This window comes from Ectobacillus antri (genome assembly GCF_003852715.1).
GTDB lineage: Bacteria > Bacillota > Bacilli > Bacillales > Bacillaceae_G > Ectobacillus > Ectobacillus antri.
Genome location: NZ_RIAV01000004.1, coordinates 70931 through 97612, shown reverse-complemented (window position 1 = coordinate 97612; position 26682 = coordinate 70931). Strand labels below are relative to the sequence as shown.

29 protein-coding genes are annotated in these 26682 nt (G+C 40.1%); 1 reads left to right on the top strand and 28 read right to left on the bottom strand.

All coding sequences use genetic code 11. The features are described from left to right. Nucleotides 1–54: 54 nt before the first annotated feature. The 15 genes from asnS to EEJ45_RS06035 all read right to left on the bottom strand — a co-directional run bounded on the left by asnS (nucleotide 55) and on the right by EEJ45_RS06035 (nucleotide 14305). Nucleotides 55–1347, bottom strand: coding sequence for an asparagine--tRNA ligase (asnS, locus tag EEJ45_RS06105; RefSeq protein ID WP_124563910.1), 1293 nt, complete (start codon nucleotides 1345–1347; stop codon nucleotides 55–57). A gap of 126 nt (nucleotides 1348–1473) precedes the next feature. Beyond that, nucleotides 1474–2658, bottom strand: coding sequence for a pyridoxal phosphate-dependent aminotransferase (locus EEJ45_RS06100; RefSeq protein WP_124563909.1), 1185 nt, complete (start codon nucleotides 2656–2658; stop codon nucleotides 1474–1476). 23 nt (nucleotides 2659–2681) lie between these two features. After that, nucleotides 2682–3161: a cell wall elongation regulator TseB-like domain-containing protein gene (locus EEJ45_RS06095; RefSeq protein ID WP_124563908.1), complete on the bottom strand. Its 480-nt coding sequence runs from the start codon at nucleotides 3159–3161 to the stop codon at nucleotides 2682–2684. A 7-nt stretch (nucleotides 3162–3168) separates the two neighbouring features. Beyond that, nucleotides 3169–3339, bottom strand: coding sequence for a YpmA family protein (locus tag EEJ45_RS06090; protein ID WP_124563907.1), 171 nt, complete (start codon nucleotides 3337–3339; stop codon nucleotides 3169–3171). Between the two features lie 225 nt (nucleotides 3340–3564). Then, nucleotides 3565–6273, bottom strand: coding sequence for an ATP-dependent DNA helicase DinG (gene dinG, locus EEJ45_RS06085; RefSeq protein WP_124564038.1), 2709 nt, complete (start codon nucleotides 6271–6273; stop codon nucleotides 3565–3567). Nucleotides 6274–6458: 185 nt separating this feature from the next. Further along, nucleotides 6459–6842, bottom strand: a complete 384-nt coding sequence (panD, locus tag EEJ45_RS06080) for an aspartate 1-decarboxylase (RefSeq protein ID WP_124563906.1) — start codon at nucleotides 6840–6842, stop codon at nucleotides 6459–6461. Then, nucleotides 6827–7690 (bottom strand): pantoate--beta-alanine ligase, encoded by an 864-nt coding sequence (gene panC / locus EEJ45_RS06075; protein ID WP_124563905.1) that lies wholly within the window; start codon nucleotides 7688–7690, stop codon nucleotides 6827–6829. The genes panD and panC overlap by 16 nt, the downstream gene beginning before the upstream one ends. Then, the gene (gene panB / locus EEJ45_RS06070) at nucleotides 7681–8526 is read right to left on the bottom strand and encodes a 3-methyl-2-oxobutanoate hydroxymethyltransferase (protein WP_124563904.1); all 846 of its coding nucleotides are present in this window, start codon (nucleotides 8524–8526) and stop codon (nucleotides 7681–7683) included. The genes panC and panB overlap by 10 nt, the downstream gene beginning before the upstream one ends. 274 nt (nucleotides 8527–8800) lie before the next feature. Continuing rightward, complete coding sequence (locus tag EEJ45_RS06065) at nucleotides 8801–9775, bottom strand: biotin--[acetyl-CoA-carboxylase] ligase (protein WP_124563903.1); 975 nt, start codon at nucleotides 9773–9775, stop codon at nucleotides 8801–8803. Beyond that, the gene (locus tag EEJ45_RS06060; protein WP_124563902.1) at nucleotides 9760–10938 is read right to left on the bottom strand and encodes a CCA tRNA nucleotidyltransferase; all 1179 of its coding nucleotides are present in this window, start codon (nucleotides 10936–10938) and stop codon (nucleotides 9760–9762) included. Before EEJ45_RS06060 ends, EEJ45_RS06065 begins: the two co-directional genes overlap by 16 nt. Further along, the gene (gene bshA, locus EEJ45_RS06055) at nucleotides 10925–12067 is read right to left on the bottom strand and encodes an N-acetyl-alpha-D-glucosaminyl L-malate synthase BshA (protein ID WP_124563901.1); all 1143 of its coding nucleotides are present in this window, start codon (nucleotides 12065–12067) and stop codon (nucleotides 10925–10927) included. The genes EEJ45_RS06060 and bshA overlap by 14 nt, the downstream gene beginning before the upstream one ends. Next, nucleotides 12064–12750: a bacillithiol biosynthesis deacetylase BshB1 gene (bshB1, locus tag EEJ45_RS06050; protein ID WP_124563900.1), complete on the bottom strand. Its 687-nt coding sequence runs from the start codon at nucleotides 12748–12750 to the stop codon at nucleotides 12064–12066. The genes bshA and bshB1 overlap by 4 nt, the downstream gene beginning before the upstream one ends. 10 nt (nucleotides 12751–12760) lie before the next feature. Then, nucleotides 12761–13150 (bottom strand): methylglyoxal synthase, encoded by a 390-nt coding sequence (locus EEJ45_RS06045; protein WP_124563899.1) that lies wholly within the window; start codon nucleotides 13148–13150, stop codon nucleotides 12761–12763. Nucleotides 13151–13169: 19 nt separating this feature from the next. Then, nucleotides 13170–13970: a 4-hydroxy-tetrahydrodipicolinate reductase gene (gene dapB, locus EEJ45_RS06040; protein WP_124563898.1), complete on the bottom strand. Its 801-nt coding sequence runs from the start codon at nucleotides 13968–13970 to the stop codon at nucleotides 13170–13172. 2 nt (nucleotides 13971–13972) lie between these two features. Then, nucleotides 13973–14305 (bottom strand): nucleotide pyrophosphohydrolase, encoded by a 333-nt coding sequence (locus EEJ45_RS06035; RefSeq protein WP_124564037.1) that lies wholly within the window; start codon nucleotides 14303–14305, stop codon nucleotides 13973–13975. Nucleotides 14306–14649: 344 nt separating this feature from the next. On the opposite strand from EEJ45_RS06035, the gene EEJ45_RS06030 reads away from it, so the two are divergent. Next, nucleotides 14650–15528, top strand: a complete 879-nt coding sequence (locus EEJ45_RS06030) for a YitT family protein (protein WP_124563897.1) — start codon at nucleotides 14650–14652, stop codon at nucleotides 15526–15528. A gap of 26 nt (nucleotides 15529–15554) precedes the next feature. Here EEJ45_RS06030 and EEJ45_RS06025 read toward each other — a convergent pair whose 3' ends face one another. From EEJ45_RS06025 to EEJ45_RS05965, 13 genes are all read right to left on the bottom strand, one after another. Then, the gene (locus EEJ45_RS06025; RefSeq protein ID WP_124563896.1) at nucleotides 15555–16235 is read right to left on the bottom strand and encodes a zinc metallopeptidase; all 681 of its coding nucleotides are present in this window, start codon (nucleotides 16233–16235) and stop codon (nucleotides 15555–15557) included. 82 nt (nucleotides 16236–16317) lie between these two features. Further along, nucleotides 16318–17067: a sporulation protein YpjB gene (locus EEJ45_RS06020; protein WP_124563895.1), complete on the bottom strand. Its 750-nt coding sequence runs from the start codon at nucleotides 17065–17067 to the stop codon at nucleotides 16318–16320. Between the two features lie 108 nt (nucleotides 17068–17175). Beyond that, on the bottom strand, nucleotides 17176–17760 hold the full coding sequence (gene lhaT / locus EEJ45_RS06015; protein WP_124563894.1) for a lipoprotein heptaprenylglyceryl N-acetyltransferase LhaT: 585 nt from the start codon (nucleotides 17758–17760) through the stop codon (nucleotides 17176–17178). A gap of 85 nt (nucleotides 17761–17845) precedes the next feature. Continuing rightward, nucleotides 17846–18736: a metal ABC transporter permease gene (locus EEJ45_RS06010; protein WP_124563893.1), complete on the bottom strand. Its 891-nt coding sequence runs from the start codon at nucleotides 18734–18736 to the stop codon at nucleotides 17846–17848. Further along, nucleotides 18733–20052 carry a metal ABC transporter permease gene (locus tag EEJ45_RS06005; protein ID WP_124563892.1) on the bottom strand — a complete coding sequence of 440 codons (1320 nt, stop codon included), beginning with the start codon at nucleotides 20050–20052 and terminating at the stop codon, nucleotides 18733–18735. Before EEJ45_RS06005 ends, EEJ45_RS06010 begins: the two co-directional genes overlap by 4 nt. A 1-nt stretch (nucleotide 20053) precedes the next feature. Then, nucleotides 20054–20797 (bottom strand): metal ABC transporter ATP-binding protein, encoded by a 744-nt coding sequence (locus EEJ45_RS06000; RefSeq protein WP_124563891.1) that lies wholly within the window; start codon nucleotides 20795–20797, stop codon nucleotides 20054–20056. 60 nt (nucleotides 20798–20857) lie between these two features. Continuing rightward, complete coding sequence (locus tag EEJ45_RS05995; RefSeq protein WP_245999833.1) at nucleotides 20858–21784, bottom strand: metal ABC transporter solute-binding protein, Zn/Mn family; 927 nt, start codon at nucleotides 21782–21784, stop codon at nucleotides 20858–20860. A gap of 289 nt (nucleotides 21785–22073) precedes the next feature. Next, nucleotides 22074–22841, bottom strand: a complete 768-nt coding sequence (locus EEJ45_RS05990; protein WP_124563890.1) for a menaquinol-cytochrome c reductase cytochrome b/c subunit — start codon at nucleotides 22839–22841, stop codon at nucleotides 22074–22076. A gap of 34 nt (nucleotides 22842–22875) precedes the next feature. Continuing rightward, nucleotides 22876–23550: a menaquinol-cytochrome c reductase cytochrome b subunit gene (gene qcrB / locus EEJ45_RS05985; RefSeq protein ID WP_124563889.1), complete on the bottom strand. Its 675-nt coding sequence runs from the start codon at nucleotides 23548–23550 to the stop codon at nucleotides 22876–22878. Beyond that, complete coding sequence (locus tag EEJ45_RS05980; RefSeq protein ID WP_124563888.1) at nucleotides 23551–24063, bottom strand: QcrA and Rieske domain-containing protein; 513 nt, start codon at nucleotides 24061–24063, stop codon at nucleotides 23551–23553. A 131-nt stretch (nucleotides 24064–24194) separates the two neighbouring features. Further along, nucleotides 24195–24650, bottom strand: coding sequence for a DUF2487 family protein (locus EEJ45_RS05975; RefSeq protein ID WP_124563887.1), 456 nt, complete (start codon nucleotides 24648–24650; stop codon nucleotides 24195–24197). 128 nt (nucleotides 24651–24778) lie between these two features. Then, nucleotides 24779–25315, bottom strand: a complete 537-nt coding sequence (locus EEJ45_RS05970; RefSeq protein WP_124564035.1) for a ReoY family proteolytic degradation factor — start codon at nucleotides 25313–25315, stop codon at nucleotides 24779–24781. A gap of 82 nt (nucleotides 25316–25397) precedes the next feature. Beyond that, nucleotides 25398–26639, bottom strand: a complete 1242-nt coding sequence (locus EEJ45_RS05965; protein WP_124563886.1) for a tetratricopeptide repeat protein — start codon at nucleotides 26637–26639, stop codon at nucleotides 25398–25400. Nucleotides 26640–26682: the final 43 nt, after the last annotated feature.

Here is a 26682-nt window from a genome sequence, read left to right as displayed (position 1 = left end):
ACAAACATAGCCTTTCGTTAAAAAGACCCCCCTGTAAGCGGGGGGTCGAGCTTGTTATGGATACAGACGGTTTAATAAACGAGGAAATGGAATTGTTTCACGAACGTGTTCTACGCCTGATAACCATGCTACCGTTCTTTCTAAGCCGAGTCCAAAGCCAGAGTGAGGCACAGAACCGTATTGACGCAGTTCCAAGTACCATTTATACGCATCTTCACTTAACTGATGTTCGTCTAAACGTTTCTTTAACAGCTCATAGTCATCAATACGCTGTGATCCACCAATAATTTCACCATAACCTTCCGGTGCAATTAAATCTGCGCACAATACGACTTCTGGACGGTTTGGATCTGGCTTCATGTAAAATGACTTAATAGAAGCTGGATAATGTGTGATAAATACAGGTTTATCGTAATGCTCGGCAATCGCCGTTTCATGTGGTGCTCCAAAATCATCTCCCCACTGAATATCATCAAAACCTTTTTCATGGAGGAATGCAATCGCATCATCGTATGTGATACGAGGAAACGGTGCTTGAATGCACTCAAGCTTAGATGTATCACGGCCTAATGTTTTTAGTTCAAGCGCACAGTTTTGCAGTACGGATTGTACCAAATAAGAGACATATTGCTCTTGTACACGCAGGTTCTCTTCATGGTCTGTGAAGGACATTTCTGGTTCAATCATCCAGAATTCGATTAAATGACGTCGCGTTTTAGATTTTTCAGCACGAAACGTTGGTCCAAACGAAAACACTTTTCCAAGCGCCATCGCAGCAGCTTCCATATAAAGTTGTCCGCTTTGAGACAAGTATGCATCCTCGTCAAAATATTTCGTATGGAATAATTCTGTCGTTCCTTCCGGTGCACTTCCCGTCAAGATTGGTGGATCTACTTTCACAAATCCGTTTTCGTGAAAGAATTGGTATGTAGCACGGATAATCTCATGACGAATGCGCAATACAGCATGTTGACGTTTAGAGCGAATCCACAAATGGCGGTTGTCCATTAAAAACTCTGTACCATGCTCTTTTGGTGTAATTGGATAATCTGTTGCCGCATGAATAACTTCTACATTCGTTACCGTTAATTCGTAGCCGAATGGAGAACGTGCATCCTCGCGCACGATACCTGTTACATACAAAGAGGTTTCTTGTGTAAGGCCTTTCGCCTTTTGAAAAACTTCTTCTCCCACTTCTTCTTTTACAACGACACCTTGAATAAAACCTGATCCATCGCGCAATTGCAAAAATGCAATTTTACCGCTGGATCGTTTATTTGCAAGCCATGCGCCAATTGTTACTTCTTGATCTACATAATGTTTTACTTGTCCAATAGTTGTTTTCACTTACCTGGTCCCTCCAAAAAGCTTCAATTCGATTGCGGAGCAAGCTCCTTCAAACAGAGCGAATTATATTGTTCATTATACATAGGAAAGCTTACATATGTAAAGGAGGCTGATTGATGTCAGCCTCTAGTTTGCCATTTTCTTTTGCATAAAGTTCTGCATACGCCCAATTGCCTTCTCTAGCAATGTAAGCGAAGTTGCATAAGACAATCTGATGCAATCCGGCGCACCGAATCCAGAGCCCGGAACAACCGCTACTTTTTCTTCTTCTAAAAGCGCTTTTGCCCAATCATCTACCGAAGAAAAACCCGTCAATTTTGCGGCTTCCTTTACATTTGGGAATAAATAAAACGCTCCTTGTGGCTTAATACAAGAAAACCCTGGAATGTTGATTAGCTTATCATAAACAATATGCAAACGTTTCTCAAATTCCACTCGCATCTGCTCCACTGCATCTTGTGAATGCTCATAAGCAGCAATTGTAGCGTATTGTGCGACCGACGTTGGATTAGATGTACTATGGCTCGCTAAATTCGTCATCGCTCCAATTAATTGTTTGTTTCCCGCTGCATACCCAATGCGCCAACCTGTCATAGCATGAGATTTAGAAACTCCATTAATGATAATTGTTTGTTCTTTCAGCTCAGGAGAGAGCTGTGCAATTGAAACGTGTGTTGCATCATATACCAGATGCTCATAAATTTCATCAGACACAATGAGAACGTTGTGTTGTAAGCACACTTCACCGATAGCACGTAATTCATCTTCTGTATACACCATTCCGGTTGGATTGCTAGGAGAGTTGATAATGACTGCTTTTGTTTTTGCTGTGATTGCATTTTGCAATTGCTTTGGTGTAATTTTAAAATTATTTTCTTCAAAACCGCACACATACACAGGCTCGCCGCCAGCAAGTTTTACTTGTTCAGGATAACTCACCCAATAAGGTGTAGGAATAATAACCTCATCGCCTTCATCTAAAAGCGCTTGAAATAATGTATATAGTGCATGTTTGGCTCCGTTGCAAACAATAATTTCCGATGGTGCATACGTAATTTGCTGGTCTGTTTTAAATTTAGCAATAATGGCGTTCTTAAGAGTCGCAAGTCCGCCTGTTGGTGTATATTTTGTATGACCTTCTAGCATGGATTTATACGCTGCTTCAATGATGTAATCCGGTGTATTGAAATCTGGTTCACCGGCTCCTAAACCGATAACATCAAACCCTTGTGCTTTTAGCTCTTGTGCTTTGGCTGTGATCTCTAATGTTGAAGAAGGTGTTAATGCTGATACGCGCTTTGCTAACTTCATCCTGTGTTCCCCCTGCATATATTTTAAATGCTGTAATACCCCTCATATTTGCCATCAATAAAGTTTAGATAATAGTAGGAGTAGCGACTCTCTTCGTCAATATATGTAATTTCCCAAAGCGGTACACCCTTTTCGGCACCTAATTTTACTTTTTCGATACGCTTTACATTTCGTTTTCTATCGTTTAGTAAAATTTGAATCGCTTCTTGCTCTGTAATACCTTCACTTTTTCGTTTTACTAATACTTTTTGCTTTTTATTATTGGGCACCCATACAAACCAACTCGTCCCATTCTCATCTTTTCCCTCAATTACGTGATAAGCAGTCATGCCATGGTAATAATCAGTACTCGCAATGTTGATTAAATTTGCTTTTTTACGTGCTAGTTCTTCTGCTTGTATGATTCCCTTGTCCTTTGAACGTACAGCCGTATTGTATACATTTACAACTGTCACCATTACACCCAAAAATATACAAAAAATTATAAAAATCCACTTTTTCATTGTATCACTACGTTCTATATATCGTAAATATGGCTTTGTCTTTTTCTTTTTCGTCCAATGCAAGCCCAAACATTAAATCCTGTTTCTTTAAGGTTCTGTTTAAGCTATCAACGACTTTATACAAGTCATTTGTATATTGAACACGTGTTGTTGCCAACACTTCAATTTTCTTTTCCATGCAAACCCCTCCATTACACAATATTGCTATTCATGAGAATAGCAAATCCAGTCTATAATATAGTTACATTCAGCACACGTCTCGCATTTTATTATAACAGGTCATACTGTCCTGTAAAAGTATGCGGACTAACTCAATGCAGTTATTTCCATTGCGTTATTAAAAAATTTTTCTTCTACCCACATTCTGAGCCTGTAGCAACTACAGGCTTTTTATCGTACATCCTCATTTCTTGATAGAACACAATAATTCTTGCAACGATTTTTCATAAACCGCCAACTCCGGCAAAGAGGCAAGAAAATCTTTTCCATATGATTTTGTTGCTATACGACGATCTAGTACAAAAAACAACCCTCGATCACTTTCCTTACGTATAAGTCGACCAAATCCTTGCTTAAAACGAATGATTGCCTGCGGTAAAGATAAAGCAGAAAATGGATTTTCTCCTGCCTCTCGCAGAGCTTGACCCTTACGGCGCATTACAGGATCATTTGGCGGCGCAAATGGCAGGCGCACCATTATAAGACAATCAAGAGGTATATCCACACCTTCCCATAAGCTACTAGTTCCAAATAAGATGGCCTTTTCAAACTGCTGAAAGTTTTTCACAACGCGACTACGACTACCGGCGTTTGCATTTAACACTGCAAACTGCGGCAACGTTTCACTATCTTTTACTTCTGTATACAGACGTTTTTGCATGTCGTATGATGTACAAAGCACGAGTATGCGCCCTTGTACCGTTGCCGCAATCTCTATGATATGTGTAACCATTGCAGCTGTATACGCTTCAAATGACACCTCGTTAACATGTGGCAAATCGGTCGGAATCATGAGACTGACTTGATTTTGATAAGAAAATGGCGAAGGTACACACAGTGTCATTGGAAGAAATGACGACAACCCCAGCGCATGCATCATATAATCAAAATTTCCCTTTACAGTCATTGTAGCAGAAGTAAGAATAACGCTTTTGCGGTTGGTAAAGAAACGTTGTGCTAATACATCCCTCACATCAGCAGGTTGATGATATAATATTGTGGAATGCAATGTTCCTTTTACATCAGCTTCCATCCACGTTACACCATCTAATTTTTGAGTCAGCAGTCGCTTCAGTATCTCACATTGCTTTTCTAGAGCCATTAAAGCGCTTTGTAAATCCTCGTATACAACAGACAGCGGCTCCTCTACTGTGTAAATTTTCATTATCTTATCTATTGAATGTGATAACCTATTTACCGCTTCTCTAATGGCGCGCCAAAGCTTTCCTTTTTCAATTTGTGCATCGTAGGCTTGTATGAGACGAACCGTATCTATGTTTCCCTGCTTTTCAAATAGGAAAGCGCGGAGCATACGAAATAGCTCATCGGACTCAAATTTTATTTCTTTCAGCCAGTCATTGATTTCTTTAAATAAAGGAGAAATCGTTTCTAAACGTTTACTCACTCTTGTTAAGGCGCCCTCTGTTTCTAAGGTTCCAATACGAGACAGTGTCGCCTGAAATTGTAAGCAAGAAAATTTCTCACCAAGTGCCTGACTTGCTGCTTCTTCAATATGATGTGCCTCATCCAAAATGACACGAGGGTAACTTTTAAGTAGTGCATCTTCTTTGTACGTGTCGTGAAATAAAAAAGCGTGATTGGTGATGACAAGATCAGCAAAGTATACTTGATGCTGAGCTCGTTTATAAAAGCAGCGATTCTCCCATCTCATAGAAGAGGGGCCCGTATTACAAATTCTCTCCCATAAAAAACGCCCTCCTGAAGGCAAATTAAGCTCATCCACATCTCCCGTTTCGGTTTGAAGTAACCACACAAGGATTTTCGCTTTTGTGAGCAGGCTATCATAGTTTTTATCCTCTTCCAGTAAAGCGTGCTCAAATTTATGTAAGCATAAGTAATGTTTACGCCCCTTCATTACAGCTACTTTAAAAGAAAAAGGTAGGATCTTTTCCAGCAATGGGATTTCTTTATCTAGTATTTGTTGTTGGAGCTGTACAGTTTGTGTGCTAACAAGGACAGGCTCTTCTTCTTGCACAGCATGAAACAAAGCAGGTATTAAATACGCCAGCGTCTTACCCGTTCCCGTTCCTGCTTCTATGAGACAAACACGCTCTTCTATAAAAGCTTCATGCACTTTTTGCATCATCAGCATTTGACCGGTACGTCGCTCAAATCCTTGCATTTCTACCTGTAAATTTGCGTTTACTTGCGCTAAATACGCTGAAAATGAAATGGACTCTTTATAGAAGCTTTTTGGGGAAACATACTTTTTGAGTGCTATCCCATGCTGAATATCATAGTGCTGTTCATATGGTGTTTGTTCTTTATGTAAAATATAAAACGAAATGAGCTGTTCTAAGTCGGTCTGGAACCCCCTGCTTAATTCATGCAAGGAACATAGAGTAACAAACGGAAGCGACTGTAATTTCTCACAAAGAAGCAGAAATAATTCTCCTGTTACCATTGCATCGCTGTCGGCACGATGAGGATTATCATGTTGTAATTGAAATTGCTTAGCTAAATCGCTCAGTTTGTAGCTTTCCGCTGTTGGCAACAGAATGCGTGCTAATTCAACTGTGTCAATAACCGGACAATGCGGCACCGGCTGTCCTGCTTGCATAAATTCTTCGCGCAAAAATCCCCAGTCAAAATGTACATTATGCGCAACAAAATAAGCATTTTCTAATAAATCGGCTATCATAGGTGCAATATCCGCAAAGGATGGGGCACGACTCACCATTTCGTCGTAAATACCAGTCAATTCGGAAATAAAAGGAGGAATTGACTTACCTGGGTTTACAAATGTTGATAAAACTTCCTGTATCTCACCGTTTTCAATTACAACAGCTGCAAACTCGATAATTTTATCAATGCCACCTTTGGCTGCGTTCCCAGTCGTCTCTAAATCCACGACCACATACTTCATACTAATCACCTCACTAGCCTGCCAAAGCAATACTTCTTGCTTATACTATACCACGAAAGTAATAAACTTAGATATGAAAAGGTAAAAACCGATTTCTTCTACAATAAGAATGCTGCTGTTTGGATATGTCGATGATTGTCTGCCACTATAAAAGGTGTCCTTTAAAGAGGACACCTTTTATAGACAATTCTTTATAGAATTGTAGATGCAGGCTCATAGCCAAGCATTTGTTCAATATTGTTTTGTTCGTCAAGTACAGCAATTTTAGGCCGATGTTCATGAATACGCTCTTCCGGAACAAGGCCGTAAGCAATAATGATAACTTTGTCTCCTGGTTGTACAAGACGTGCAGCTGCGCCGTTTAAGCATACAACCTTGCTTCCACGTTTTCCTTTAATAATATACGTTTCAAAACGTGCACCATTGTTGTTGTTTACAATCTGTACTTTTTCGTTCTCAACAACACCTACTGCATCCATTAAATCTTCATCAATCGTAATGCTGCCTACATAATTTAAGTTAGCTTCCGTTACTGTAGCGCGATGCAGTTTCGCTCTCATCATCGTACGAAACATAGTGCTTCTCCCCTTATCGTGATGTTATCTATTAGTCTTGCTTTGGAAAATTTAACTGCGATTGCAATGATAATTTCGTTCGTTACATCATTTGGAATGTGAAGTTCCGGATAAGACAGAATCTCTACATAATCCACTTCACCGCTTGTATGTGCATGAATATGTTGCACCATGGCATTTCGAATGTTACTAAGGCTTCTCTCTCCCCTTGCGATCATCCGTTTTGCCAGTTCCAGACTTTCATATAAACGCGGTGCTTCCTGACGCTCTTGCTCCGATAAATAAACATTTCGTGAGCTTTTCGCCAAACCGTCCTCTTCACGAACCGTAGGCACTGGAACAAGTGTAACCGGAATATTATAATCGTTAATTAGCCCTTGCACCACTGCCACTTGTTGGGCATCCTTCATACCAAAATAAGCTCGGTGCGGCATGGTAATGTTAAATAGCTTTAATAAAACTGTTGCTACGCCATCAAAGTGACCTGGTCTTTTTTCACCACATAGCACATCAACACGGGATGTGACTGTAATATGTGTTGTACGTTTGCCTGGATACATCTCTTGCACATCTGGATAAAAGAGATAATCTGCAAATGAAGCCGCAAATTGTTCATCTCTTTCAATATCTCTTGGGTATTTGTCAAAATCTTCATTTGGACCAAATTGAAGCGGATTAACAAATACACTGATTATCACAATATCATTTTCGCGTCTTGCTTCTTGTAGCAAAGTCAGGTGCCCTTCATGTAAATAACCCATAGTCGGCACAAAGCCGATTGTTTTTCCTGCCGCACGCGCTGCCTGCACAGTATTTTGCATACTTCTGATACTTCGAATTATTTCCATGTTTGCTTGCCTCCGTATAAAGCGGCCAATTCTTCTTCCTTCATGGTAAAGGAATGCTCTGTGGCAGGAAATTGCCTTGCTTTTACTTCTTGTGTATACTGACGAATTCCGTTCACAATAGCATCTTGTACAGAAGCGTATGCTTTAACAAATTTCGGAACGCGCTCTACACCGTATGTGATAAGGTCATGATACACAAGTACCTGACCGTCGGTTTGATTACCAGCTCCAATTCCAATTGTAGGGATCGATAACATCGTGGATATTTCAGCCGCCAATTGCATCGGAACACATTCAAGGACAAGCGCCATTGCACCTGCTTCTTCACACTTCTTTGCATCTTCTATTAATTTACGTGCACTTTCTGCATCTTTTCCTTGCACTTTATAGCCACCCAAAACGCCAACAGATTGAGGTGTTAATCCCAAATGTGCAACAACAGGTACACCGGCTTTCGTTAGGGAGTAGATAGTGTCTAACACTTCGTCTGCTCCCTCCACCTTTACTGCATCTGCATAACTTTCCTGAATAATCCGGCACGCATTTTTCATCGTGTCTTCTTTTGAAACGTGATAAGACATAAATGGCATATCTGTGACAATAAACGTGTTTTTCGCTCCGCGTCTTACTGCTTTCGTATGATGAATCATATCATCTACCGTAACAGGTACTGTTGATTCATAGCCTAGCACCACCATGCCAAGCGAATCTCCAACTAGAATCAAATCTACATCAGCCTGCTCAGCAAGACGAGCGGACGGATAATCATATGCGGTTACCATCACAATCGCTTCACCGCGCTCCTTCATTTGCAAAAAGTCTTTTGTCGTCTTCATAATTCTCCTCCTTAAATTCGGATAAGGAGAGGGATGGAAAAAAAAACTGTTTCTTACAAAAAAACTTCTTTCCATGCGGAAAGAAGGATTCTACACAACATTCATCCCTCTGTCCCAGTCCATTTGGATCCAGGCAGAAACCTGTTTACGTGAATGACACAAATACACCTTGATTAAAAATAATATTGCTTGTATCTGTTTACGTAAGGTGCAGTTCTTTGAAGATACTGCCCATGTTCGCATTCATTATAACAAGCGATGCAACATTTTTCCACTAAATTTCAATATCGGCAGAATGGATATAATGAATGCTTCCGTTCTTTTCCTCCAATATTAGCACACCATCGTCTGTAATACCTATTGCTGTCCCAATCAAGGTTTCGTGCATGGTACGAGCTTTGATTTCTTTGCCGATACTAATTGCATAGCTCTCCCACAAAACTTTTATCACCGTAAATCCATTTTGTAAATACTCCTTATACAGCTTTTCCATGTTAGCAAAAATTCGTTGCATAAGAGTGGCCCGGTTGACATGCGTTCCTGTTTCAATACAAAGAGATGTTGCAATGTTCTCAATCTCACTCGCAAAATGATACGACTGTTGATTCACATTAATACCAATACCAACAATCACTGCATGAATACGATCGGGATCAGCTTGTAGCTCTGTTAAAATTCCTACTGCTTTTTTACCGCCAATCAAGATATCATTCGGCCATTTAATCCCTACGGTAATACCGATCTCTTCAATTGCTTGTGCCACACTAACAGCAGCAAGCAAGGTAAGTTGCGGTGCTTGATGAACCGGGATATTGGGTCTTAATAGTATGCTCATCCAAATCCCTGTTCCAGACGGTGAGTACCATTGCCGATTCAATCGACCTCTTCCCGCAGTCTGTTCCTCAGCCACGACCACCGTCCCCTCCGGAGCACCTTCATATCCGAGGCGTGCGGCAATCTTTTGCGTAGAATCTACTGTTTCTTGAAAATGAATATGACGACCAATATACTCCGTCTCAAGTCCGAGATGAATTTCATTCGCAGTCACTTTATCAGGTTTTTGCGCAATGCGATAACCGAGACGTCTTACTGCCTCGAGCTCGTATCCTTCTTTTCGCAAATCCTCAATATGTTTCCACACAGCCGTACGCGAACATCCTAGCTTTTCACTGATCATTTGCCCTGATAGAAAGCCCCCATCAGCTTTTGAAAACAATTCTAAAAGCTGCTTTCTTATTGAAGTTTGCACTTCACCCACTCCTTTATATGTTCCCGGACATTACTAACGTCCCCTTGTAATACAGCATGCTCAATTTCATTCAGTAGCTGCGCTGTCCATGGTCCACCTGGTTGGTCTGTCCATTCTAATAGGTCTCTTCCCGACACTTGCAATTGCTGACGGTTATGTATAGGTAAGCCGTTGTATGTTGCTATCACGCCTTTAATTACAGGCTCATGTCTATGTAACACAGCATATATTGTCTCCACTAGAGCAACGGTCTCTTTACCTGCTTCATAGAGCATCTCAGCACTCCAGTTTTTAATGAAACGCTGTTGTAAAAACGCAAGAGCTTTAGTCACCGCTTTTAATTTTTTATTAGATAGCTTCCAGTTCTTTAATATACCCGCATCCAAACCTGCTAGATGTAACAATAAAGTCCATGCAGCAATATCATTTTGTATATACTTCCATGCATAAGACGTCGCTTGCAATAGTTCTGCTTCTTTTTTCTCAAATCCCGGCAAGTAAAGATGCAAATGTGTTTCCACAAGAATAGATAAGGCTCGTTCTGGATATGCACCGAGCAGTAGTTTCTCAAACTCTACCGCAATACGCTCTATAGAAATGTGCAACAAAAGAGGCGCATGTTGTAAAATGGCTTGCTTTGTTTCTTGCTCTAGTGTAAAGCCAAGAGCACTAACAAATCGAACGCCGCGCATCATACGCAGAGCATCCTCTTGAAACCTCTCACTAGGCTCTCCGACTGTTTTGATGATTTTGTTATCAAGCGCCTGCTTGCCATGAAACGGATCTACAATTGTCCCGTCCTCCGTCATAGCAATTGCGTTCATCGTAAAGTCACGACGCTGCAAATCTTCTTGTAACGATCGAACAAATGTCACTTCATTCGGTCTTCTGAAATCTTCATACCCTGACTCTGTCCGGTACGTCGTAACTTCATAAGGCATATCGTTATACAGTACAATTACGGTGCCGTGTTGAAGACCAACAGGAATATGTTTTGGAAATAACTGCATTACTTCTTCGGGAAGTGCGGACGTTGCAATATCAATATCTCCAATTGGGCGACCAAGCATATAATCCCGTACACTTCCTCCTACAAAATAAGCTTCGTACCCTGCTTCCTTTAGTTTGCGAATAATTGTACCCGCTTCCTCAAACTGCTTCATAGCCATCACCTAGCAGCTCACGATACAAAGATTCATACTGTGCTAAAATACTTGCGGAACTAAATTTTTCTAGTACGGCTTGTTGCGCCTTTTCCTTCATTTGTGTATGCAATGGTTCATTTTGTAAAAGTGCAACAGCTTTAGCAGCAACTTCCGCCACGTTTCCCACCGAACAAATATATCCTGTTTCACCATCTTCAATTACTTCTGGTATCCCTCCGATATTAGTTCCGATACAAGGCACACCGCAAGCCATTGCTTCCAACAACACAAGCCCAAAACTTTCCTTTTCAGATAAAAGCAGCATCAAATCACTAATAGAAAGTAGATCTTCTACATTTTCCTGTTTTCCTAGAAACAGTACTTTTTCGTCCAAATCAAGCTTATTAACCAGCTTTGTCATTGCGCAAAGTTCAGGCCCATCACCAACTAACAAAAGTTTAGCTGCCGTTTCTTGCTCCATTTTAGCAAACGTTTGAATAACATCACCTACCCTTTTTACTTTTCGGAAGTTCGAGATATGAATAACTACTTTCTCTTCTGGTTTAATCCCGTACTCTCGCTTTAAATGATCTCTATCACGCCGCTTGTATACACGTTCATCAATAAAATTGTGTACGGTGCGAATTTCTTTCTTTGGCGAAATTTGATTTATTGTTTCTTGCGCTAAAGAATGTGATACGGCCGTTACAATATCGGACTGTTCAATCCCAAAACGGATTAAGTTTTTCAAAGAGTCATCGTAACCAAGTATAGTAATATCTGTTCCATGAAGAGTTGTCACAATTTTTACATCCCGCTGCGCCATCTGCTTTGCTAAAATGGCGCAAATGGCATGAGGAATAGCATAGTGTACATGCAAAACATCTAGTTTTTCACGATCTACGATCTCAGCCATTTTGCTTGCAAGTGCCAAATCGTAGGGAGGATATTGAAATACCGAATATTGGTTCACCTCTACTTGATGAAAATAGATGTTCGGATAGAATTTATTCAAACGAAATGGCATGCTAGACGTGATAAAATGAATCTCATGACCTTGCTCTGCCAACAGTTTTCCAAGTTCTGTACCCACAACACCTGAACCGCCTACAGACGGATAGCATGTAATTCCAATTTTCAGCTTCATTGTACCCCTCCCAACACATCATGTAACAATACACTGCTGGTCATAAAGCCTTCCGCATAGGCAACTCCTACCTCTTTGCCGAACAACTTATCCCTTGCAATAACAGATTCAATGTAACCATCTGTCAGTGGCGTCGACACTTCTCCATCTAAAAACTGACTCTTATACGCCTGTAATGTGCGAATCTTATCTTCCATATGCGCGCTTACATCAATACAAAAAGAAGGCTTATGAAAGCCATTGATCATATAAAAATATAAAGCGGTCGCTTTATGTGCAGGAAGGTGAGGCATATACTTGCGAATACCTGCAGAAAACATAGCTTCCTGCACAAGGCGCGCGCATGAAGCGTGATCAGGATGACGATCCTCCCGATACGGTGCAAACACAAATTTAGGTTTGTATGTACGAATAACTTCTGTTATTTGTTCCAAATACTCTTCTCTCCAATGCAAGCCGCGATCAGGCATTGCTAAATTGATTCGCTTTGTCAGTCCCATCACCTTAGCAGCAACTTGTGCCTCTTGTTTTCGTAACTCCACGTTACCGTTAGAAGAAAGTTCTGCTTGTGTAAGATCGCAAATACCAACTTTATATCCCAGTGCTGTATATTTACGAATCGTAGCAGCCATACCAATTTCTACATCATCGGCATGTGCTCCAAATGCTAATATATCTAACATAATGTTCTCCTTACAAATTTCTGTAATTTAAGTCTCCTCGCTTTAATCCATGCATTAGAAGCTCTGCGCTCGCCATATTGGTAGCAAGCGGTATAGCGTACACATCGCACAAGCGAAGCAGTGCATTTACATCAGGCTCGTGTGGCTGCGCTGTCAAAGGATCTCTAAAGAAAATAACCATGTCCATATCATTTTTAGCAATCATTGCACCAATTTCTTGGTCTCCCCCAAGCGGTCCTGATTGAAAACGTGTTACATGTAACCCTGTGGCTTCCATAATTCGCAAACCAGTTGTGCCCGTAGCAAATAATTCATGCTGTTCAAACACAGGCTTATATGCATATGCGAAGGTAACCATATCTTGTTTTTTTTGATCGTGCGCAATCAAGGCAATTTTCATCACCATCTCCCCTTTACTCTTAGTCTATAATATTTTCTAAGCCGTATATCAAAGTCTCGATACCCATCACTGTTTCAATGGCAACTTTCACGCCTGACATAAAGGAAGCGCGATTAAATGAGTCATGTCTAATGGTCAGCATCTGACCATCTCCCCCAAATAACACTTCTTGATGCGCAATTAAACCAGGTAATCTTACACTATGTACATGAATTCCATCCACTTCCGCCCCACGTGCACCGGGTAACTGCTCTACCTCATTCGGATGACCTTGTCGTTTCGGTTCACGTACAGAGCGAATGAGATCTACTGTTTTTAGGGCTGTTCCAGAAGGTGCATCAAGCTTTTGGTCATGATGAAGCTCGATAATTTCTACATCACCAAAGTACTTAGCAGCTACTTGTGCAAACTTCATCATTAAAACGGCGCCCACCGCAAAGTTTGGCGCAATAATGGTACCTACTTTTTTCTCTTCGGCGGTTGCAGTTAAATGCGTAATTTCTTCCTCTGTAAATCCCGTTGTACCAATCACAGAGCGCAGGTTATACTTAAGTGCAGTATGTATGTGCAGCTTTCCCGTTTCAGGATTTGTTAAGTCCAACAAAACATCGGCGTTTATTTCTTGTAAACAAGCTTCTAATGTACCGTATACTGGTACAGCAAGCGCTGGCATACCTTCTATATCACACAGTTTTGTGCCGTGATGCTTATAGTCTACTGCACCGACCAATTCAAAATGCGGTGTTCTCTCCATTAATAATACAGCTTCTCTTCCCATTCTCCCTCTCGGGCCAGCAAGAATAACGCGAATAGTTTGCACCTTTACTCCCCCTCTTTTCTTGTCCAACGATCTTTATCTCTTGTATTAAATTTATTCATTACCCTATTATGCGCTTCTTCTAGGTCAATGTTCAAGCTATTGGCCATACAAATTGTCACGAATAACACGTCTCCAAGTTCTTCTTCAATTGTACGTGCTTCCTCACTCTTTTTTTTCGGTTTTTCACCGTAATAATGATTCACTTCGCGCGCAAGTTCTCCTAATTCTTCTGTTAACCTTGCCATCATGGCAAGTGGACTGAAGTATCCTTCTTTAAATTGGCCAATATAAGCATCAACTTCTTGTTGCATCTCTTGCATTGTTTTTCTTTGCATTTTAATCACCTCGAACATATTGAACTCCCCCTCCTTATCAACCTTGCGGTCTGATTGAAGAAGGGGATTCCTACGAACACCGAAGTATCCTCCAGTTATCTTAGTAGGCGATCCCCGTCGCACCGACGGTTAGAAGTCATAAAAAGTGAAAGATACGTTCTTTCAAGCCCTATCACTGCACTTTTATTCGTTTAAAACTCACCTTCCTTTTACAGCACCACTACCTCTCATGTTAGCCAATTCCACGATGTTTGACAAATTTTTTAGCCGCTTGTACATAATTTGCCACGTTTAATTGGATACATTATAATATGTTGTTGTAATACATAACAGGGGGCATATATATGATTAATATCCATATCCGCAATATTGTTTTCATCCTCATCGGTTCCGCTATTTTTTCATTTGGGATTGTGAATATCAACATTGAGAATCACTTGGCGGAAGGCGGTTTTACCGGGATTACACTATTATTGTATTTTTTATTTGAACTCGATCCGTCATATACAAACTTACTTTTAAACATTCCGTTATTTTTCGTAGGGTGGAAATTGCTTGGTCGTACTACTTTTATCTACACTTTGATTGGTACAATAAGCGTTTCTGTGTTTTTATGGATTTTTCAGCGCTATGAAGCATTTAATTTACATCTTAACCTACAAAAAGATATGACATTAGCAGCTTTATTTGCCGGTATCTTTATCGGCGTAGGGCTCGGCATCATTTTCCGTTTCGGAGGTACAACGGGCGGTGTAGATATTATTGCAAGGTTGGCACACAAGTATGCCGGTTGGAGCATGGGAAAAACAATGTTTTTATTTGATGCGGTGGTCATTGCATTATCCATTTTAACTTATCTTTCTTATACACAAGGGATGTATACACTCGTAGCCGTGTTTGTTGGTGCACGTGTCATTGATTTTATGCAAGAAGGAGCATATGCCGCTAAGGGCGCTACAATTATTTCAGACAAAAATGAAGAAATTGCACAGAAAATCTTATCAGAGATGGACAGGGGCGCTACTTTTTTAAAAGGAGTTGGTACTTACACAAAGATTGAGCGCAATGTACTATATTGTGTTGTTGCGAAAAATGAGATTGTGAAGCTTAAGAATATTATCATCTCAGTAGATCCTCATGCTTTCGTTGCTGTCAGTGATGTACATGATGTTGTTGGAGAAGGATTTACCTTAGATGAAAATAAAAATCCTTTACATAATTAAAAGCAGGGTGGAATTCCACTCTGCTTTTATTCGTCACTTCGCTGCATACCTGTGTAAATTAAAACCAAACGAAGTAGCTCAAATACTGCAACTGCTGCGGCAGCTACGTATGTAAGTGCAGCAGCGTTCAACACCTTTTTCGCACTTCTTGATTCGCCTGGATCAATGATACCAAGCGCATCTATTTGCTTCATTGCACGGCTCGATGCATCAAACTCAACGGGAAGCGTTATTAATTGAAACAGTACTCCGGCTGCCATTAATACAATTCCCAACAACAACATGTTCGATAATTGAGCAAAGATACCGATCATAATAAATACCCATGACATATTAGAACCGATGTTTGCAATAGGCACAAGCGCGTGACGGAAACGCATAAATCCATAATCCTTAGCATCTTGAATTGCGTGGCCCACTTCATGTGCAGCTACTGCTGTTCCTGCTACAGAATGACCGTAGTAGTTGTTCGTTGATAAGCGAACCGTTTTAGAACGAGGGTCATAATGATCTGATAAGTAACCCGGTGTTTCTTCTACTGCAACGTCATACAAGCCGTTTGCATCCAAAATTTTACGTGCAACCTGCGCACCTGTCATACCAGATGTAGAGTATACTTGTGAATACTTACTGTATGCGCTCCTTACTTTCGCCTGCGCTATAAGCGGCACAATCAAAATAATGGCAAAATAAATTAAATACAGCATTGATATCCTCCCATGATGTAGTTGTATATTAATTGTATTTTTTAAGCCATTTCGTTGTCAAATGAAACGCCTTACGTATATCTTAACCGTTTTTTGATTTTCTGCGCTTTTTTTCTTGCTCGCCTTTGTATTTTCGAAAACCCACGTAAGTAAGTGTTGCAATAATAATAAGTCCGGTCGCAACCATTACCCATATCGTTGACCCTGCTAACACATCCGTTTTCGGATATTGAAAAACTTGTTGTACATCATGCTTAATTGTACTCAATTGTTGTTTGCCGCTTGCATTAGCCATTACTGTTTTCACATCTTCTAAATAAGCAAAATGTTTCTCTAAGCGCTTTACTTCACCTTTAGGTAAGTCAACAAGCAAACTTGGATAGATAATGTTCATTTCATATAAAAACTCATTGATGGCCGCACGAAATAGTTCATTATTTTCAGCATAATTTGCTTTTTCAATCCGATCAAATGCGCTCATAACCACTGTTTCTCTACTTAGCCACAACGGTTGAAAATGAGAACTCTCCGCGTCAATAACAAGGCGTAGCGCCAGCATATCACTTTCAACTTCCTGTTGGCTTACAACATCTCCCATTGTTTCAATAGCCTTATTATATGCAGTGGAGATAACTTGCACATGCTGCGGAAGTTTAGCGTGAATTTGCTGCTGTGATGCATACAACAATATTTGCCTTGCCTTATCATACTCCTGCTGTTTCACCAATTGCCAAGACTCGTCCAATAGATGATTTATTTCATCCTCCGCCGCCGCATGCAGCGGCGCAATTAAGATTATCAGCCACACCATGCAGATTATGATTTTCTTCATTCTTGTCCCCCCTAAAACATCTACTAGAATGTATGAGAAATAGGACAAGAATAGAACAAAATACGAAAGGCTTTTTACAACTTACATGGCTAGCTTTACTTATGTAACTTACATACTCATTCGCTTATTTTTCATCCCATATATATAAGCAATAAAAATGGATACGATACTTAGCCAAAATGTAAAATAACCGATCGGTTGATAATATATATCCAACACACCATACCTTGGCATTTGTCTAAATACATAATCAATCACATCATTATGTAGCGTCCAAATCGCTGCAGCTGTCAGGTGCCACCCTTTTATACGATAAAACGGCGCATACAGTAAACCTTGTACTGCCATTGCCCCGTGCGAGATTATGAGCATGTATCCAGTCCAGTGTAGATTTCCTTCTATAAGTAGCAATAAGACATTCATAACAACAGCCCAAATTCCATATTTAAATAGGGTCACTATAGCAAAAGCTTCTACCAGCCCCCAATTTTTACGAAGTAAAAAAGCCAATAAAACAAACACAAAAAATAAGCTTGCAGTTGGACTATCTGGTACAAATAGTAAAAACTGTGGCTCTGTTTCAACCAATTGATATTGATACCAAATGTATCCATAAATAGTGCCTAATATATTTACAATAAAAAGTAGTTTCAATATAGTTCGATCACGTAAGAAATAATATAAAAATGTCATGCATTTTCCTCCCTTTTGTACACTTCTCATTATAGCAAAATTTCGTATATACAATATAAAAAATCCCGGCACATTCCGGGATTTTTTATGATTCCTGTGTGGTACTCCCTATCTTTTTACGCAAAAGCCATTTAGCAATCAATCCATGCTTTGGAGAAAAAAAGAATGCTAAACAAAATAAGAAACCTGACGTAGTTGCCATTGCACCAGCAATGGAAGCATTGATTTGATAAGCTACAAAATAACCAATAACCGCTGACAATATACCTACACCAGCACTGATAATTAGCATTGACAATAAACGATCTGTGAGTAAATATGCAGTTGCAGCTGGTACAATTAGCATAGCTACTACAAGGATAGCACCTACACTATCAAATGCAGCTACCGTTGTCAGCGATAACATCCCCATTAATAGATAATGAATAACTACGACCGGAATTCCTATCGCTACAGCCATTTCCGGATCAAACGATGATATTTTAATTTCTTTATAAAACAACGTAATTAACACAATGTTAACCAAAAGAACAAATCCCAGAATCCATACCGCCTTCGGTCCTAACTCCATACCGTTAATGACAAGAACATCCCAAGGAATAAACGTAATTTCTCCCATTAAGGCATGATCGGCATCTAAGTGGATGCGACCCGCAAATACAGAAAGTAGAATTACTCCAACCGCAAACAAGGATGTGAACACCACCCCAATTGCTGCATCCGATTGCACACCATTTTCGCTTAAGATTTGCACAAAAAAAGCCGTAAGCATGCCTACAAGTACAGATCCAATAAGCATATAGATACCCTCCATACTTTGACTAACTAGATACGCTCCTACAATCCCAAGCAAAACAGTGTGACTAATGGCATCCGCCAGCATAGCCATTTTACGCAAAATAAGAAAGCAACCCACCATGCCGCAACAAATACCGACAAGTGCACCTGTCAATAAAATCCATGCTTCATAGCTCATTTGTTCCCCTCCCATCCAGCTCGATATCCAGCTTTGTGCCTTTTGCTACTTCGAGGAATAATGAGTGGTTCCTTACCATGTAATTTTAACAACTTTATCAGTTCTGCCAGCACACCCTCTGATACATGCAGTATATCTTCTTCTCTAATATTGATATGAGCATACACAGACTCGTTAGCCAAGTAGATTTCTATTAAGCGATTGCGCAGCGTGACATTATAAGCTTCCTCTAGTCCAGCTGTCGTCAGCCTCAGCGCACTATGATGAATGTGCACATGTTTTTCTTTTCTCAGCTGAGATAACGCGCGATGAACCGCATTGGTATCCATAGACTTATATGCGATAATCTCATCTAACTTGATGCTTTTCACATATTGTCCACTTGAAACACGACGCTCCAATATATCATACATCGCTTCTAGCACATGTTCTCGTTCTACACGCTGTCTTGTTTTTCGTTCACGTATATACTTGCTGAGTAAGCCTCTTCTCGGTGCACATATGAGCGAAAATAGAAACAGCAATGTAGCGGCTACAATAATCAGTGGTCCTGTAGGCATGCCATTTGCTACCGTACTTAACATCGTTCCGCATACACCGGAAACAGCCCCGATTGCCCCAGAAATAAGGACCATATATTCAAGACGTTCCGTCCAATATCGTGCTGCAATAGCCGGTGTAATCAGCATAGCTGACATTAAAATAACTCCCACTGCCTGCAAACCTATCACAACTGCTGCGACAATACCGCTCATTAAAATTCCATTTAACACACCAACTGGTAGCCCAATTCCTTTTGCAAACTGCGGATCAAAGGTCAATATCTTCATTTCTTTAAACAGAAGTACACTTCCTATTAAAAGCAACAATGCAATTCCACTGATAATCCTTACGTCGCTTCCTACTAAGGAAGCTGCCTTTCCGAAAATAAAGTCCGTTAATCCACTCTGATTTCCCCCTTTTCCTTGATTGATATAAGTCAGCAATACAATGCCAAATCCAAAAAATACAGAAAGAACTAAGCCGATAGCCGTATCTTCTTTAATTCGCGAATAGCGAATAATGCTTTGAATGCAATAAGTTGCTACTAGCCCTGCTAGCGCAGCACCGACTAAGAACCAGCCGATTGACTTGGAGCCATGTAACAAAAATGCGATACAAATGCCGGGTAGAGCGGCATGAGCCATAGCATCCCCTATTAAACTTTGTTTTTTCAAAAGCGCAAAACTTCCAAGAACACCACTTGCCAGCCCTAATAGTAAGGTACCCATTAGCACCCATTGTGTATTGGCATCCAGTAAAATTCCAAATCCCATCTTACTGCCCTCCCGGAGGAGCAGTGTGTAAAAACGCCAATCGACCACCATAAGTTTTTTGAAGGTTTTCTGTTGTAAACACCTCTTCTGTTGGCCCAATAGCGATTGTTTTCATATTTAACAACATCACCCAATCAAAGTATTCTTCAACGGTTTGCAAATCATGATGCACAACAAGAACAGTCTTACCCTGAGTTTTTAACTCATTGAGTAGCGCAATAATGGCCTTTTCTGTGGCAGCATCAACTCCTACAAATGGCTCATCCATAAAATACACACTTGCATCTTGCGCAAGAGCTCTTGCTAAAAACACCCGTTGTTGCTGTCCACCTGAAAGCTGACTAATTTGTCTAGTTGCATATTGCTCCATTCCCACCTTTTTCAAGCAAGCCAAAGCAAGTTCTTTATCCGCTTTGCTAGGGCGCCTCAACCACCCAATATGACCGTATCGTCCCATCAATACAACATCAAGTGCATTTGTCGGAAAATCCCAGTCTACAGAGCCCCTTTGCGGTACATAACCAATTAGTTTTCTTTGCTCTTTATATGGCTTTCCATAAACTGCAACTTCGCCCGAAGCGCGCGGTATTAGGCCTAAAATTGCTTTAATCAATGTCGATTTGCCTGCACCGTTTGGACCGATGATTCCAATTAGCTTTCCAGCCGGTACTGAGAAGTTGATATCCTGAAGAACCGGCTTAGTATGATACGCGACTGTAACATTCTCTACCTTAATGGGTTCCACTTCTTAATCCTCCCATTCCATTAAAATCCGAATTATATTTATTTTTCACATTTATAAATCTTATTTCAACGCTTCTACAATAGTGTCAACATTGTGTTTATACATACCAATGTACGTACCTGTATCGGTTCCTTTTTTGCCCATCGCATCTGAGAATAATTCTCCACCGACAATAACCGTATGACCTTTCTTTTTAGCTCCTTCTACCACAGCTTTAATAGATTTGTCAGATATACTTGTCTCAATAAATACGGCTTTAATATTACGTTCTACAATGGTGTCTATCAAAGTTTGCACATCTTTAAGACCATACTCCGAATCTGTACTGAGACCCTGCAAACCTTTTACCTCTATGTTGTAAGCTACTCCAAAATAATGAAACGCATCGTGAGCAGTAATAAGCACACGACTTTTTTCAGGGATTTCACCAATTCTTTGCTGTGCATATACTTGTAGTTCATCTAATTGTTTTAAATACACTGTAGCGTTTTTTTCATAAAATGCTTTGTTGTCTGGATCTTGTTTTATCAACGTATCGCGAACCACCACAACTGCATGCTGCCAAAGAGAAATGTCAAACCAAACATGCGGGTCGTATGAATTGGTGTCCCCAGAGCTAGAAATAAGTTCATTTTTAGGGATTGATGATGTAACAGCTACAGTTGGTTTATCTTTTTCCATCTTTTCTAAAACATCACCCATTTTACCTTCAAGATGCAAACCGTTATACAAGATAATATCCGCTTTCCTCAGCTTTTGAATATCCCCTTGTGAAGCTTGATATAGATGGGGATCTACTCCGGCTCCCATAAGAGGTGTTACTACAACTTTTTCTTGACCAATTTGCTCAGCAATGTCAGCAATTTGGCCCGTTGTCGTCGTAATTTGTAACTTTCCATTTGATTGATTTGCAGTTTCTTTAGTGCAAGCAACTCCAAAACAAACCAACATCATAGTAGTTACTAGTATACATACCTTCTTTAACATGACATCCTCCTGTTTTAGCACAAGCTATAAATTTTTCCCTAAGGCAAAAATAAACGTAAAAAAAAACTAGTATCATAAAACAAATTTCTTTACCTAAGGCAAAATATTAACGATAACTCTAGATTACTAGAAAAGTAGCGTGTAGGCAATTTTTTTCGTTAAGGTTATATATTTTTCCTTGAGTAAATTTCTTTCAATGTACTTCTACAGTACGTAAGTCTTTATCACTGTATGCCTAAAACTTGGTTTCTGACACACAAAAAAAGTCGGCCATATCAGCCGACTTCAATTATTTCTTATTATATTGTGCAATGTACTCAGATAATTTTTTAAGCTCTTCATCAGTACCTTTAAACACGCCCTTTGGCATTGCCCCTTTACCTTCTCTCGCAATCTTAGCAATTTCCTCAGGCGTATAACTCATATTTTGTAGCGTTGGTGCTGCTGGTCCCCCTTGCAAGTTTTCACCATGACATGTCAAGCATGTATTTGTTTGGGCAATCTTATAACCATCTGCCTCTTTGTCCACTTGTACAGTCTTTACGATAGCACCTTGCTTCTTAGCTGCATCCCAGTCATGATGCGCAACAGACTCCCATGTCAAAAACGTAATGGACGCAATTGCTAGAAGCATAAATCCAGTCGCAACTGGTCTCTTAAGCGGACGGCGCTCTGGTCCCTTATCAATGAACGGTGCAAGAAGCAATGCTCCCCCTGCAATACCTGGCATAATAAAGGCCCCAATTACTGTATACGGGCCTGCCGCATATGTGTACTTTAACAACTGATACAAAAATAAAAAATACCAGTCAGGTAATGGTATGTATCCCGTATCTGTCGGATCTGCCATACGTTCTAACGGTGAAGGATGCGCAACCGTTAAACATAGATATCCAATTAAAAATACTGAACCAACCATCCATTCCTTTAAAAGGAAGTTTGGCCAAAACGCTTCTGTTTTGCCCGGATATTCCGAGTAGTCCTTCGGAATATTCGGTTTTCGGACTGCCGGTACGCGTGAATCACCAACAAACTTCATCCCTTTGCCACGATGCATAGTCCCCCTCCTTCATAATAAACATATAAATCTCTTACAACGGTCCTGAAATACCTTGCTTACGAATAATAACAAAGTGAGCTCCCATCAAACCAAGCAATGCGCCCGGTAAAAAGAATACATGAATCGCGAAAAAGCGTGTCAATGTTTGCGCACCAACAATTTCAGAGTGACCTGCTAAAAGCGTTTTCACATACGGACCAATTAAAGGTGTTTGTTCTGCAATTTGCAAACCGACCTTTGTCGCAAACAAAGCCTTCATATCCCATGGAAGCAAATAGCCAGTAAAGCCTAACCCCATCATAACTCCAAAGATTAAAACCCCAACAATCCAGTTCAACTCACGAGGTTTTTTATATGCACCTTGGAAGAATACACGCAATGTATGTAAAAACATCATAACAATTACAAGACTTGCTCCCCAGTGATGCATACCACGAACGATTTGACCGTAAGCAACTTCGTTTTGAAGATAATAAACAGATTCCCAAGCATTTTTAATATCAGGTACATAATACATTGTCAAAAACATACCTGAAAGAATTTGAATAACCGTAACGAAGAATGTAAGTCCGCCAAAGCAGTAAACGAATGCAGAAAAGTGATGTGCAGGATTTACGTGCTCTGGTACCTCATGATCCGCAATGTCACGCCAAAGCGGCGTAATATCAAGGCGCTCATCGACCCAGTCATAGATTTTGTTCAACATCTACTTTGCACCTCCTGCTGGCTTCGCTTTTCCTAAGTACAATTTACCGTCTACCACTTTAGATTCATACACATCAAGCGGTGCTAAAGGTGGTGTACCTGCAATGTTTTTACCATTCTTTTCATATCGTCCACCATGACACGGACAATAGAATTGATTTGGATGCGACTTATCGCTGTTCCAGTTGACAACGCAACCTAAATGCTTACATACTGGTGATAATGCTACGATGTCGCCGCTTTCATTTTTGTACACCCAAGCAGACTTAGGTTCATCAGATTTGTACCAACCATCAACCTGCTTGACTTTAAAGTCAACACGCTTTGGTTCAGCTGTAATATCCTTTACTAATCCAACTGCTACCATATCTGAACTTTCTTCCTTTTGCAGCACCGGATCAAGCGCAAAGCGTGTCATTGGCATCAGCATGCCCGCTGCCATAAATCCCCCTACACCGGTAAGCGTATAGTTCAGAAACTGACGGCGTGATACCCTATGTTCTTTCTCGCTCATGAAAATTTCCCCCCTCTATCAACCCTTTAGGATAACCAATCAAAAATTTGAAAAACTAGGACACTATCATGATATAATAACAAATCTTCCAGGTCAATAACATACTACTCATAATCATAGAAACAATTATTTTATTCTGTCTTTTCCCACTTTTCTGTCAAAATTTTGTGGATATCGCGCACATTGGCTTGCAATATATCACGACGCGTATGTTCTTCCAATTGATGCAGAGGAATTGCTGGTAGCCAAATCACAGTTTCTTGTACAGGACAAGCTTTCCATTCATAATCGCTCGTAACATAAACAATATGTTTAATACCGCTTTCCTTGATGCTGCTCTCCCATCGTTTTAAACGCTCTTGCTCATCTTCTTTTGCACTCGTTAAATACGTGAACGGGGGAAGTAGTACAATGCGCCCTTTATATTCTCTTTCCATTTCGGCGCTTAAATGATCTACATATTCACCTTGCCTAACAACCTCTTGCAAGTCCCCCTCAAGAGCAAAGGGTATAAGCGGTACCAGCGCCGTATCAATATATTCTTTCGCTGTTTCATATACTTCAATGTCTTTTGTACGCCACTTCATGTTATGCCTCCTTCAAATTCTTCCATAATCTATTAAAACATATAGCTATTACAAACAAAAAGAAAAAACCTCCGTGATAGGGGGTTTTTCTTTTTATCCGTCACATTTTCGGCATCTTTTTCTTAAAATTACAATTTCTTCAACTGTGCAGTAAGCTCTGCAAAAGCTGTGGCGTCCTGTGTATCCAACGCATTGTCAATCAGTTTAAGCAAACGACTACGTCTAAATGTTTGTATACTTTCTTCAAGAAAGCGCTCTGCCAGCAATCGATCTCTCTCATTCGTTTCCATGTTTTTAGGAAGATATGGATTTTCTTCAAGAACCGCTACGTAGTTAGCATTTTGAAAAGATGACGTAAAATTGAGCTGGATATAAATATCTTCATCTCGATTCAAACGAATATCATGAAATGATTTTTCTGCATCTGTTGTCATAACGTTCTGCTTATAGAAATGAAACGGCGCTTCTTTTACACAACTGGTTGACATCACAAGACCGCGCGGACAATACTTAGCGTGCTCTACGAAATGTACCTTTCTCATCAATTGATCATGACTCATTAAATAGTTCAAGATCCATACACATTCCCTTTGCTTAAGTTGGTAATTACTTAAAAACCACTTAACAAAATCTTTTTTTTCATTCACAGAAACAGGGGTATTCATTCGCACAGTCCCTCCTCTGCCCACTTTTTTTATCAATACATTCAAGAAAAGATGTCCCGTTTCCTTCTTTGTTCTTTAAATGTTACAAATTATATAGCAGTTCTTCAATATGCGTTTGAGTTGAATCCAACTGTAGGATCTTCTCAAAAACCTCTCTCGCTTCTGCTCTCTCGCCTTCTTCTAATAAAAACAATCCATATTCCTCCAAGAAGGAAAGATTATCCTTAAAAGAAGTATATGCATCACGATAATGTTTTAATGCATCTGAATACAGCTCCAGCTCTTTTTCTGCACGTGCACGATCCCACATAAGTTGAGGATCGTCTTCCCCATTTTCAGCTGCAATTTTAACTGCTTCAACGATTTCCTCATGCTTATCTTGCTCTTGCAAAAGATAAATGTACTTAGACACTGCTTCCATATGTCCAGGATCCAGCGCCAATGCGTCAAGCAGTGCACTTTCTGCTTCTTGTATGTTTCCAAGTCTTGCTGCGGCATCTGCCAAGCGCACATGAAAATCAACAGAAAACTCATCTGTTTTTACACCTTCACGAAGTAAATCATAGCTTTCTTGCAGCATCCCCTGCTCTTCATAGCAACGTGCTGCGTATACATATAATGCCGTGTATTGCGGATCGAGCTCTTTTAATTCCAAAAACACAGGCAATGCTCGTTCGTAATACATCGCTTGGTATAAGGTAAATGCATATCCAAACAATGTATGAATGTCCTTCTGGTCTTTTAAGCCCTCTTCATAATGTAAAATGGCTTCTTCCCAATTTCCCAAAGAACTGAGTGCCTCGGCCAAACGCAGAGAAATATTCACGTCTCCAATTTTTCTTTCCGATAGAATATGCATGTAATAAGGTACAGCTTTTACAAAATCACCGCGACTACTATAAAATTCACCTAACCCAAAATCAACAATCGGTTCATCTGGCAAGTGATGCTTAGCTGCGAGCAGTTTTGTTTCCGCCACTTCATCCAAACCTTGCGTTTGATACAGGTCTGCTAAAAGAAGCAAGGCTTGTACGTATAATTCGTCTTCTTCTCCAATTTCATTTAATACTTCAATTGCTTCATCTTCTCGATCAAAATCAATGTACACATCCGCTAAAAAAAGCGCTATCTCACTTTCCCCGGGATATAATATATGCAATTCTTCAGCAATCACTAATGCTTGTTCTAAAAACCCCATTGTATGATAATAGCGAGCTGCTTCATATTTTTCTTCATCCGTTCCTTTTTTTGCTATATTTTCTAAAAGGCGAAACGCCTCCTCTGTGTTTCCACTTTCCATCTGTTTCATTGCATCTTGTATCATTTCATACTCTCCTTCTCTATTATGCTTTTATTGTACTAAAAAT

What these genes read in the sequence shown, in the direction of transcription:
- EEJ45_RS06100 (WP_124563909.1), bottom strand. Translation starts at nt 2,658, where the DNA reads ATGAAGTTAGCAAAGCGCGTATCAGCATTAACACCTTCTTCAACATTA.
- EEJ45_RS06095 (WP_124563908.1), bottom strand. Translation starts at nt 3,161, where the DNA reads ATGAAAAAGTGGATTTTTATAATTTTTTGTATATTTTTGGGTGTAATG.
- EEJ45_RS06090 (WP_124563907.1), bottom strand. Translation starts at nt 3,339, where the DNA reads ATGGAAAAGAAAATTGAAGTGTTGGCAACAACACGTGTTCAATATACA.
- panD (WP_124563906.1), bottom strand. Translation starts at nt 6,842, where the DNA reads ATGTTTCGTACGATGATGAGAGCGAAACTGCATCGCGCTACAGTAACG.
- panC (WP_124563905.1), bottom strand. Translation starts at nt 7,690, where the DNA reads ATGGAAATAATTCGAAGTATCAGAAGTATGCAAAATACTGTGCAGGCA.
- panB (WP_124563904.1), bottom strand. Translation starts at nt 8,526, where the DNA reads ATGAAGACGACAAAAGACTTTTTGCAAATGAAGGAGCGCGGTGAAGCG.
- EEJ45_RS06060 (WP_124563902.1), bottom strand. Translation starts at nt 10,938, where the DNA reads ATGAAGCAGTTTGAGGAAGCGGGTACAATTATTCGCAAACTAAAGGAA.
- bshA (WP_124563901.1), bottom strand. Translation starts at nt 12,067, where the DNA reads ATGAAGCTGAAAATTGGAATTACATGCTATCCGTCTGTAGGCGGTTCA.
- bshB1 (WP_124563900.1), bottom strand. Translation starts at nt 12,750, where the DNA reads ATGTTAGATATATTAGCATTTGGAGCACATGCCGATGATGTAGAAATT.
- EEJ45_RS06045 (WP_124563899.1), bottom strand. Translation starts at nt 13,150, where the DNA reads ATGAAAATTGCCTTGATTGCGCACGATCAAAAAAAACAAGATATGGTT.
- EEJ45_RS06035 (WP_124564037.1), bottom strand. Translation starts at nt 14,305, where the DNA reads ATGCAAAGAAAAACAATGCAAGAGATGCAACAAGAAGTTGATGCTTAT.
- EEJ45_RS06030 (WP_124563897.1), top strand. Translation starts at nt 14,650, where the DNA reads ATGATTAATATCCATATCCGCAATATTGTTTTCATCCTCATCGGTTCC.
- EEJ45_RS06025 (WP_124563896.1), bottom strand. Translation starts at nt 16,235, where the DNA reads ATGCTGTATTTAATTTATTTTGCCATTATTTTGATTGTGCCGCTTATA.
- EEJ45_RS06020 (WP_124563895.1), bottom strand. Translation starts at nt 17,067, where the DNA reads ATGAAGAAAATCATAATCTGCATGGTGTGGCTGATAATCTTAATTGCG.
- lhaT (WP_124563894.1), bottom strand. Translation starts at nt 17,760, where the DNA reads ATGACATTTTTATATTATTTCTTACGTGATCGAACTATATTGAAACTA.
- EEJ45_RS06010 (WP_124563893.1), bottom strand. Translation starts at nt 18,736, where the DNA reads ATGAGCTATGAAGCATGGATTTTATTGACAGGTGCACTTGTCGGTATT.
- EEJ45_RS06005 (WP_124563892.1), bottom strand. Translation starts at nt 20,052, where the DNA reads ATGGGATTTGGAATTTTACTGGATGCCAATACACAATGGGTGCTAATG.
- EEJ45_RS05995 (WP_245999833.1), bottom strand. Translation starts at nt 21,784, where the DNA reads ATGTTAAAGAAGGTATGTATACTAGTAACTACTATGATGTTGGTTTGT.
- EEJ45_RS05990 (WP_124563890.1), bottom strand. Translation starts at nt 22,841, where the DNA reads ATGCATCGTGGCAAAGGGATGAAGTTTGTTGGTGATTCACGCGTACCG.
- qcrB (WP_124563889.1), bottom strand. Translation starts at nt 23,550, where the DNA reads ATGTTGAACAAAATCTATGACTGGGTCGATGAGCGCCTTGATATTACG.
- EEJ45_RS05980 (WP_124563888.1), bottom strand. Translation starts at nt 24,063, where the DNA reads ATGAGCGAGAAAGAACATAGGGTATCACGCCGTCAGTTTCTGAACTAT.
- EEJ45_RS05975 (WP_124563887.1), bottom strand. Translation starts at nt 24,650, where the DNA reads ATGAAGTGGCGTACAAAAGACATTGAAGTATATGAAACAGCGAAAGAA.
- EEJ45_RS05970 (WP_124564035.1), bottom strand. Translation starts at nt 25,315, where the DNA reads ATGAATACCCCTGTTTCTGTGAATGAAAAAAAAGATTTTGTTAAGTGG.
- EEJ45_RS05965 (WP_124563886.1), bottom strand. Translation starts at nt 26,639, where the DNA reads ATGATACAAGATGCAATGAAACAGATGGAAAGTGGAAACACAGAGGAG.